This window comes from Bradyrhizobium liaoningense, from assembly GCF_018130955.1.
Classification (GTDB): Bacteria; Pseudomonadota; Alphaproteobacteria; order Rhizobiales; family Xanthobacteraceae; genus Bradyrhizobium; species Bradyrhizobium liaoningense_C.
Genome location: NZ_JAFCJM010000114.1, coordinates 1 through 9,155, shown reverse-complemented (window position 1 = coordinate 9,155; position 9,155 = coordinate 1). Strand labels below are relative to the sequence as shown.

Annotated in this window: 7 protein-coding genes and 1 tRNA gene; 5 read left to right on the top strand and 3 right to left on the bottom strand. The window is 62.8% G+C overall.

Annotated features, from left to right (window positions below; all coding sequences use genetic code 11):
- Positions 1 to 293: 293 nt before the first annotated feature.
- Complete coding sequence (locus JQ632_RS38405) at positions 294 to 3,725, bottom strand: PAS domain-containing protein (RefSeq protein ID WP_212407915.1); 3,432 nt, start codon at positions 3,723 to 3,725, stop codon at positions 294 to 296.
- Between the two features lie 313 nt (positions 3,726 to 4,038).
- Here JQ632_RS38405 and JQ632_RS38400 point away from each other — a divergent pair, with 313 nt between their 5' ends.
- The 3 genes from JQ632_RS38400 (at position 4,039) to JQ632_RS38390 (ending at position 5,571) form a co-directional block, all read left to right on the top strand.
- Complete coding sequence (locus JQ632_RS38400; RefSeq protein WP_212407914.1) at positions 4,039 to 4,434, top strand: phasin family protein; 396 nt, start codon at positions 4,039 to 4,041, stop codon at positions 4,432 to 4,434.
- Between the two features lie 374 nt (positions 4,435 to 4,808).
- A complete protein-coding gene (locus tag JQ632_RS38395; protein WP_212407913.1) occupies positions 4,809 to 5,243 on the top strand; it encodes a phasin in 435 nt (144 codons plus the stop codon).
- A 251-nt stretch (positions 5,244 to 5,494) separates the two neighbouring features.
- Positions 5,495 to 5,571: transfer RNA gene (locus JQ632_RS38390), tRNA-His, on the top strand.
- A gap of 96 nt (positions 5,572 to 5,667) precedes the next feature.
- Here JQ632_RS38390 and JQ632_RS38385 read toward each other — a convergent pair.
- Positions 5,668 to 6,768 carry a helix-turn-helix transcriptional regulator gene (locus JQ632_RS38385; protein WP_212407912.1) on the bottom strand — a complete coding sequence of 367 codons (1,101 nt, stop codon included), beginning with the start codon at positions 6,766 to 6,768 and terminating at the stop codon, positions 5,668 to 5,670.
- 166 nt (positions 6,769 to 6,934) lie between these two features.
- Positions 6,935 to 7,210: a hypothetical protein gene (locus JQ632_RS38380; protein ID WP_212407916.1), complete on the bottom strand. Its 276-nt coding sequence runs from the start codon at positions 7,208 to 7,210 to the stop codon at positions 6,935 to 6,937.
- 97 nt (positions 7,211 to 7,307) lie between these two features.
- On the opposite strand from JQ632_RS38380, the gene JQ632_RS38375 reads away from it, so the two are divergent.
- Together JQ632_RS38375 and JQ632_RS38370 are read left to right on the top strand one after the other, a co-directional pair.
- Positions 7,308 to 7,715, top strand: a complete 408-nt coding sequence (locus tag JQ632_RS38375) for a hypothetical protein (RefSeq protein ID WP_212407911.1) — start codon at positions 7,308 to 7,310, stop codon at positions 7,713 to 7,715.
- A gap of 361 nt (positions 7,716 to 8,076) precedes the next feature.
- Positions 8,077 to 9,033, top strand: a complete 957-nt coding sequence (locus JQ632_RS38370) for an ABC transporter substrate-binding protein (RefSeq protein ID WP_212407910.1) — start codon at positions 8,077 to 8,079, stop codon at positions 9,031 to 9,033.
- The last annotated feature ends 122 nt before the right edge of the window (positions 9,034 to 9,155 follow it).

The window sequence follows — 9,155 nt, the reverse complement described above, 5'->3', positions numbered from 1 at the left end:
GCTCAGCAACCCGAATATCGCCAAAAGACATCCCATGCCTCCCGTCCCAAACAGGTCGAAAGGCCTTGAATCACATTCCCAAATTCTCGGGAATCACTTTCGGGCATCCCTTAGCCCCGTGTGGGAGAGGGTGGCTTCGCGATAGCGAAGCCGGGTGAGGGGTCTCTATCCGCGGGTGCATCTCTCTCGAGTTGAGTCCGCGGATGCAAACCCCTCATCCGCCTTGCCTTCGGCAAGGCACCTTCTCCCACAAGGGGAGAAGGGAAGGGCAGCGTGCAGTGGCGAGAGAACTCCTACGCCCGCGCCAGCGCTTGCGAAAACACCACTTCGATCAGCGTGCCGGAATTCGCCGCGCTCTTGATGTGGAATTTTGCGCGGTTGGCTTCGACCAGTGCCTTGGTCAAGGACAGGCTGAGCGCCGAATTGTCCGCAGCGTCCGACGGCGGCGGGGTGCGGAACGGCTCCATCGCGGCCGCCACCTCCCGTTCGCTCAGGCCGAGGCCGGTGTCGCGGATGCGCAAGGCGACTTCGCCGCGATCGGTGAAGGCGGTGGAGACGATGACCTGGCCGCCGGCGCTGGCGAGCCGGATCGAGTTGCCGATCAGGTTCATCGCGATCTGCCGCATCGCGCGGGCGTCCGCCATCACGACCGGCAGCGCATGCGCGAGCGAAGTGCGGATGATGATGCGCTCGCGGTTGGCCTGCGGCTGCATGACCGTGACACAGGCCTCGACGAGATCGTTGAGGTTGAGATTGGCAAAGGAGAGATCGAGCTTGCCGGTCTCGATCCGCGTCAGCTCCAGGAGATCGTCGATGATCGAGATCACGCGCTCGCCGGAGGCGCGGATGTCCTTCATGTATTCGCCGTAGCGCTCGTTGCCGAGCGCGCCAAAACGCTCCGAGATCATCACCTCGGCAAAGCCGATGATGGCGTTGAGCGGCGTGCGGATCTCGTGGCTGATGCGCGCCAGCATGTCGGCCTTGGCGTTGGCGGCGCGGTCGGTGAGAAGCTGCGCCTCGCGCATCTCGCTCTCGCCCTTCTTCGTTTGGGAGAGATCGCGGAACACGGCGAAGAAGTTCGGACCATCAGGCCGGGTGCGGCCCATGATCATGGCGAGCGGGATGAGCCCGCCCTTGCTTTCGCGGCCCAGCACCTCGCGGCCGTAGTCGAGCAGGCTCGCGATGTCGTGGCTCCTCAGGCTGTGGAGATAGTCGGCGACCACGCGCTGGCTTTCCGGCGCGAACAGGGTGGCGAGATTCTGCTGCAAGAGCTGCTCGCCGTCATAGCCGAACAGCGCCTCCGCGCTGCGGTTGCAGGCGTGGATGTTGCCCTCGGCATCGAACATGATGATGCCTTCGGCCGTGGTGTCGAGGATCGCGGCGAGATCCTCCGCATTGGCCTGGCCGGCCTCGGCGTCCGGCTCGACCTCGTCGATCTCCTCCGCCGGCGCGACTGCTGCCTCAGTGACGACAGGCGCTGCCTGCGGCAGGCCACAGATCAGCGCATGCGCTGACTCGCCGTCCCAGGAGATGGTGTGCAGGTGCGCCTCGGTGGCGCCATCGGCCGGCGCATCGTTCGCCGAAATCGTCACCGGCGTGCCGGCCTCCGACGTGCTGCTCGCCGACGAGACGCCGGGCGCGACATAGAGAGCATCGAGTCCGCCGGCGTTCTCCAGCGCTTGCAGGCTGGCAAAACCCGTGCGCGCAAGGAACGCCGGGTTGGCGTAGAGCAGGCGGTCGAGGCGGTAGATCAAGATGCCTGACGGCAACAGGTCGAGCAGCATGCGGTCGCGCGCGCTGTCGCCGCGAGGCGCGGGCTTTGGCTCGGTCAGCCATTCCGCCAACGAAGGCGGCGGCGGCTCGGGCGCAGGCGGCTCGGCGGCGGCCTGCATCATTTGCTGTGGTTCGGTCGGTGCGAGGAGGATGTCCTGCTCGCGCTCGAGACGCTCCGACAATTGCCGGGCGAGCTCGTTGAAGGCGCTGTTCTCGACGGGGGTGAGCGCCGGTGCCTTGGTTTCGCCTAATGGGCGGAACGGCACGACGTTGGGAGGCGTTTCCACGGCTTGATCCAAATCGGTTTGTTGTGAATTCGCTTGGATTGTCTGTTCGGGCAGTTTTGCTTCGACGGCTTGTTCGGACAGTTCTGCGAGTGCTTCGGGGACGTCAGGCTCGGTCGGTGAAGGTGGCGGGTCCTGCACGACATCGCCCTCTGCGATGTCGGTGGGCTCCACGATATCGATGGCCTCCGCGACATCGTCGGGTTCAACGACGATGGGCTCAGCGATGTCGGCAGGGCGGTGCGTGACCGGCGGCTCGGTGAACAGCTCGAACCGCCTGAGCGCATCGAGCTTGTTGAGGCCGTCGAGATCGCGGCACACGCCAAACCCCTTGAAGCCCGCAAAGTTGCGCGCGCGGTCGTAGACCGGCAGGCCCGCGAGCTCGACGGTGAGCGGCTCGCCGCCATCGACCGGCCATTTCACGGACACGCCGGCCCAGGTGTCGCGGCTGGCGATCGCCTTTGCCACGCGCCCCTCCGGATCGAGCCCGAAGACCTCTGCGATTTCCGCCCAGGGCCGGCCAAACCCGGCCGCGCTGTGCGCGCCCATCAGGCGGATGAACTCGTCCGAGCCGAGCACGAAGCGGCCTTCGGCATCCATCTGCCACAGGAAGCGCAAGGGGTGGCTGCGCGGCGTCGCCGGCTGCACCGCATCTGGTGGCGACTCGACCATCTCCGCAGTGATCGGCTCGACTTGGGGCGGCACAATGGCCTCAAGGGAGTCTTCAACAGGCGTTTGGCGCGGCAAGTCTTCGCTGGATAAGACTTCGACCGTCGTTGGCTCGGGCAAGGCCCGTTCGGCCGGTGCGGGCGGCTCCAAAACCGTCGTAGGCGCCGGCGCGTCCAGCGGTTCGGCAAAGGCGTCGAACAGCATGAATTCGGACGGCGCCTCATTCGATAGCGCCGGCTGCTCATAGTCGGGCACCGCGGGCCTGATGCGGGTGTCCTGCACGCGTTGAACCGGCGGCTCTTGTGCCGCTTCCGCGACGCTCGCGGGCGCGACAGGCTGCGGCTCGGGCGCGGCCGGCTCGACCATGGCGATCAGCCCGACATCGGCACCCAGGCCGACGCGTTGCAGGACGACATGGCCGTTGCCGATGGGCATTTCAGCGCGGCCCTTGGTCAGCGCATCGCTGCGCGCATGTTCGAGGCCGGCCTCTTCGAGATTGCGGCAGGCGCGCAAGGGGCGCGCGGCTTCGCTGGCGCCGATGAACGATCCGTCGGTCGAAAACGCAGCCATCGGGGTCACAGCGCCTTCGACCAGCCGCTGCAGGCGTTCGTTGAGCGGCATCGCGCGGGCCGGCGCAGTCATGGCGGTGACCAGCACGCCCTGGCTGCCGTCGGCAAATTGCAGCCGCAGGCAGGCGCAGGTCATGAGCACGCCGAGCGAGGCGCCAAAGCCGCGCAGCCGCTCCATCCTGACCGCGCCGCCCGCCGGCAGCTCGCGCGCGAGGCGCGCGACCTGGCGGCGATGCTGATCGGCGGGACCGAATTTCTTGGTTGCGAGCGCGGCGCTGTTATCAGCGCCAAACAGTTTTGCGCCGACCGGATTGGCCCACAGCACGCGCGCGCCGTCGAGCGACCACAGCCACGCCGGCAAAGGAGAGGTCGCATGCACGGCCAGCCGCGGATCACTCACACTGCGCAACTGGAAATCCGAACTACTCATCCAACCGGCTTGCTTCTCAGGTCACGCAACTCTTGAAGGCCAAAGATTTCAGGACTGCCGAAGGACAGCCTTAAGAAAGGGTTAGTATCGCCCGCGCAGGGGGGCAGGTCCACGCCACGGGCGACCATAAGCCGCGATAACCTTAATTCGGATGAACCCGCAAGCGGTTAGCGCGTTGCAGCTGTGCATGGGGACTGCGGAAAACTACGGGGTTCGCGGCAGGCCCGTCACACCGGCTAAGCCTTAACTCGCTAGCCTGACGGTGCTGATCAGCAAGACGGCCTCGCGCCGCAAAATCAACAGGAGTGACAGCATGACTCAACTGGCGAACGATCGTTTCGAGATCCCCCAAGAGTTGCAATCCGGGATGCGATCCATGGCGGAATCGGGCTTCAGGCAGGCCCGCGAGGCGTTCGAAAAATGGCTCAGCACGGCCGAGGCGGCGGCAGGCTCCATGGAGGAACGCAGCGAAACCATGCGCGCCGGCGCCAGGGATATCGGCGCCAAAGCGTTTGGCTATGCCGAGGCCAACGTGCAGGCCTCGCTCGATCACGTGGAGCAGCTTGTGCACGCCAAGGACGTGTCCGAGGTGATGCGGCTGCACAGCGCCTATGTGCAGGCCCAGATGCGCGCACTGAGCGAGCAGGCGAGCGAGATCGGCCAGGCCGTCAGCCGCGCCGCGATCGACGCGACGAGGGTCAGGCATTAGGGGAAGTGTCATTCCGGGGCCCGAGCGGAGCGAGGGAGCCCGGAATCCATCAAGCCGCAGAGTATGCGGATGAATGGATTCCGGGCTCGCGCTACGCGCGCCCCGGAATGACGAAAATCGGGTACTGAAGTCGCGGTTCGGAACGCCTCAACCCCCAGTTCCCCATCCTAGGAACTTCATCCTCAACGCGACGTCAATGCGGCACTGCACCTCAGATTGCATTGCAATGCACAATGTTGACATGATATTCGTGTTGAATGCTGAACGCTGGGCGAGCCATCTCGTTGTTGCGTTTCAGCTCACGTACCCGCCGCCGGGTCGGCGGGCGCGCCGGACGGCTCACTCGGTTTTCAACATTGCGAGGGACAACTGCCATGACAGGTGCGACAGATCCATTCTCCGCCTCGATCATCCCGTTCGAGGTACCCGAACAGATGCGTGCGTTCGCCGAAAAGGGCGTTTCGCAGGCCCGCGAGAGCTACGCCAAGTTCAAGGATGCCGCGGAAAGCCAGAACGGCACCATTGAGGCGGTGTTCACCACCGCGAGCAAGGGTGCCAGCGAGTACACCGCCAAGCTGATGGAATTCATGAAGGCCAACACCTCCTCGCACCTGGACTTCGCCCAGGAGCTGATCGGCATCAAGTCGCCGTCGGAAGCGCTGGAGCTGTGGACCTCCCACAGCAAGAAGCAGCTCGAGACCTTCCAGTCCCAGGCCAAGGAGCTCGTCGAGATCGGCCAGCGGGTCGCGAATGCGACCGCCGAGCCGATCAAGGCCAGCGCGGCCAGGTTCTACAAGCCCGCCGCCTGATCGATTGGTCCGTTTCGATCCAAAGCGTTTTCGAGCGAAGTGGGTACCGGTTCGCGTCAAGAAAACGCGTTAAACCAATATTTAGAAGCCCGGGCTGCGAGGCCCGGGTTTTTGTTCTGAAGTTCGTGTTTTTGCGTCTGAAACAGGAGCTTTGCGGCCTTGCCAAACAGGGCCGTTGCACCTAGTTTCCGCCCCGTCCAGCCCCCTTTGGCCCCGGCCGTTTCCGGCCCCAAGCGGCGGCTCGCCAGGATGCAGTTGTAGCTCAGTTGGTTAGAGCGCCTGTCTGTGGAACAGGAGGTCGGTGGTTCGAGCCCACCCAACTGTACCAATAAATTCAACTATCTAGCTGAGCCTCCGATCCGCTCCTTCCGTATGGGTGCGAACCCAATCCGGCGCATTTGCTCGCGTCGCTGAATGCGCTGGCCTACTTTGCGATCTTGTTGAGGAGGGCGATCAACTCTCCCTGTCGGTGGGTGTCGGTCTTCGCGAAAATGGCTTTCAAGTGATTTCGCGCGGTCTCCAAAGCCACTCCCAATTCGGCTGCAGCCTCTTCCAGCGAGGCGCCATTGGCGACACTGATGCCGAGCCTGGCTTGTGCCGGGGTGAGGTTGAAGAGCTTGACGATCAGGTCCTGGCTGAACGTGGCGGCCCTGTCCAGCTCCTTGAGAACGAGAATAGCGCGCGCGCCCAGAAACGGGCTCCGCGCGGCCGGCGGGACGGGCAGGAGCTGCAGCACCAGCGGCCTTCGTGTCGCACGATTGATCACCAAGGGCGAAAGACGTGCGGCTTGCAGATCCGACATGAGCCGGAGTTGATCTGTCAGTCGGATCAGCTCGGCATTGGCATCCTTGTCGGTCAGCGAGAGCCGGCCGCCGCGAACGACGAATTCACGGCTGAGATAGGTTTCAGCCTTGCTGTTGATCCCAAGCAGGCCGCCGCGGCGGTCGATTGCAAGCGCCGGCCGCTCCATCAAATCGAGCGCGTTCGTAAGACTCGAAATGGCCGTTCGACCAACGGCGGTCGAGAGCGTCGCAGCCTCGGTCAGTCGCGCCGAAAGCTGTGACAGGATGGCGACTTCATCGCCGTCGAACATACCTTGTTGAGGGGTTCTCTGGATCGTGAGACCCCAGAGAGCAGGGCCTGCGCGGAAACCAACCGCCGCAAACCATTTCAGCCCCCATTCGCCAAGCGCGGCGTAAAGAGGGTCCCGCAGCATTTCGTTTTCGGATCTGAACAGGTCCGCGTCCGTGACGACATTTGTCCTGGTCAGCAGCAGCGGCACGCCTCGTTTTGCGCGGACGTCACCCACGTGCAGATTGTTCTGAAAATAGCCCTTATCGAAAAATTCCGCCACGGACGCGGTCCGCGGAATATCTTCGGTTCGGATGTCGCTCTGAAGCATCGCGGCGCCCGTTGCGCCGACGGCTTTGCAAATTTCCTCCATCAGCGTCGACCACCGCTGAGGATCTAAAACAGCCTCTCCAATGTGGCGACTAACGTCCTCAAGTTTGCGCTTATCGACCAATTCGCACCCTCCCCCAAAGGTGTTTTCGATAGGACGAGTAATTTCGCGTGAGAGCAGTCCGGCAGCAAGTCCGCCCGCAATTCTACAGCGGCAAAGCTCAAAACTTGCCGAATCTTACGGGCCGAGATGGGTAAAATGATGTTACTTCACAGGTGAGTCGCAGCTGTCATGCGCTCACGGAGCTACTGTACCCCGCCACGATCATCATTACCATCGGCAGCGTCGCCGCCAGCAGCGTTCCCAGCACCACCGCTCCCGACACCGGGTTCGCCCGCCGCTGATACTGCACCGCAAAGATGTGCGCGTTCGCGCCGGTCGGCATCGCCGCGAGCAGCCCGCCGCCCCCGCTTGTGGCGGCAGAGGCATGAGGAGCGAACATCAGGCGCCGCTGGCTTGGGGTGTGCTGGCGGCCATTCACTTCATCGATCGAAATGGCACGCATTCCGGAGTCTTGCGGACATCGCGATTAACCTGATGTTAGCTGTGGTGATGGCGAGATGGACTGCTCGTGAACACTTTTGGGAAGAGGTTTCTCTTCCATGCTCAGGGACGGCACATACGCGGCCTGGTTCAAGACGCCGCAGGGCGAGGGCACTGGCATCGTCCACGTCGCCGACGGCCAGATCTGGGGCCGTGATGGCGTCATGACGTACAAGGGATCGCTTGAACGCGACGGCGATCGCTTCACGGCGGTCGTCGTGACGAAGAAGCATACCGAAGGGCTGACAACCGTTTTCGGCAATGACGTCGAATTGAAGCTCAAGCTGACCGGCACGAGTTTTGGAAAGGTCGCCACCTACGTCGGCTTCGCCGATGAGTTCCCCGGCGTGCTGCTCGAGGGGAGGCTCATCTTCAACGAGCAGCAGGCGCAGGCTTCCGAGCCGCATGAGCCACCCAAATTCGATCCGAGCAAATTGCCGAAACTGCCGAAGCGCCCCGTTCGTTGACCGACGGCCGATCGGCCAGACAAATTTTTGAACGCTCTGTCCGATGCCGCGCGCGATCAGCGCCGCCGGCGAAGCCGCCTGCGCCAGCAGCTCGATCGTCCTGTCGACGACGGGATGCAGGTCGAAATTGGCACCTTTCGGACCTGACGCCCCGCCTGACGATGTCGGTTCTTGAAGGGAAAGCGGACTTCCCGGTTGCGCGCCCTGACTTCCGGGTTTGAGCCATAGCGTTCATTTGTGATCGCTCGGAACGTCTCGAAGCTGCTATTACCTTGACTTGCTGGACAAGACGCTCGACCTGTAAGACCGAACGCCTTCCGTGCAGCGATACGGTGATCGCGTGAGACGATTTGCCGTTACAGTGTCCGCGCTTCTGGTTGTGCTGCTGTTCTTCGCGTCGGCAGCCACAGCTCAATCGGTGCGAAGAGTAGCGCGGATCGGCATGCTTTGCGTCCCTGCTTGCAAGGTTCCCTATATTGAGGCGTTTTCGGACGAGCTTCAAAAAATTGGCTGGGTCGAGGGCACGACCATTGCGACTGAGCGGAAAGATCCGGATCATCACCTTGACCAGCTTCCGACGCTCGCGGCCGACCTCGTGCGGTCGAGACCCGATCTCATCGTTGCGTTCTCTCCTTTTGCTGCCCGCGCTGCGAAGAACGCCACCTCCGACATACCAATTGTAATAGTTCTGGTCGCCGATCCGGTCGGTATGGGACTTGCGTCAAGTCTTGCCCATCCTGGCGGAAATCTTACGGGCGTCGCTACGATGGATAGGACCGATTTTGGTGGGAAGTTTCTTGGTATTCTTCGAGAGGTTTTGCCACAGGCCAAACGCGTGGCAGTTTTCCTCAACACCTCAAACGAGATGCATCGGCTGGTGTTTCCGGAGACGCCAACTGCGGCCGCCAAGCTCGGCTTTCAGCTCGACGTAATCGATGTGCACGAAGTGGGGGAAGTGCCTCGCGCTGTTGCCGCCGCAAAAACCCGGGGAGCGGAGGCCTTGGACATATTTAGTGACCCAGTCTTTCCGCCGAACCGTGTGGCCGATCTCGCGGTACAGGCCGGTTTACCATCGATCTCCTTCGACGCCGGCTTTGCGCGAGCGGGCGGATTGATTTCCTACGGGCCGGACTTTCCTGCCTTGGCTCGAATTGGGGCTCACTATGTGGACCGAATTCTGAGGGGCGCCAAAACGGCCGAGCTTCCTATCGAGCAACCCACCAAATACCTGCTTGTCGTTAATCTCAAGACGGCGAAATCGCTCGGTATCGAAATCCCGGCGTCCCTTCTCGCGCGCGCGGACGAGGTGATTGAATAAGGCTTGTCACTTCCGGAATTGGCCGATTTTGTTGCAGAAGTCGGTAGGATCGACGCTCTCAGCCGGGGCAGAGATCTGAAAATTTGGGCTCGCGATCTCTCGGCCGCCTGCCCGGCATGGGC

Bases quoted from the DNA above. Each gene is read 5' to 3' on its own strand.
- JQ632_RS38395 (WP_212407913.1), top strand. From the start codon at position 4,809: ATGACAGGTGCGACAGATCCATTCTCCGCCTCGATCATCCCGTTCGAG.
- JQ632_RS38380 (WP_212407916.1), bottom strand. From the start codon at position 7,210: ATGCGTGCCATTTCGATCGATGAAGTGAATGGCCGCCAGCACACCCCA.
- JQ632_RS38405 (WP_212407915.1), bottom strand. From the start codon at position 3,725: ATGAGTAGTTCGGATTTCCAGTTGCGCAGTGTGAGTGATCCGCGGCTG.
- JQ632_RS38375 (WP_212407911.1), top strand. From the start codon at position 7,308: ATGCTCAGGGACGGCACATACGCGGCCTGGTTCAAGACGCCGCAGGGC.
- JQ632_RS38400 (WP_212407914.1), top strand. From the start codon at position 4,039: ATGACTCAACTGGCGAACGATCGTTTCGAGATCCCCCAAGAGTTGCAA.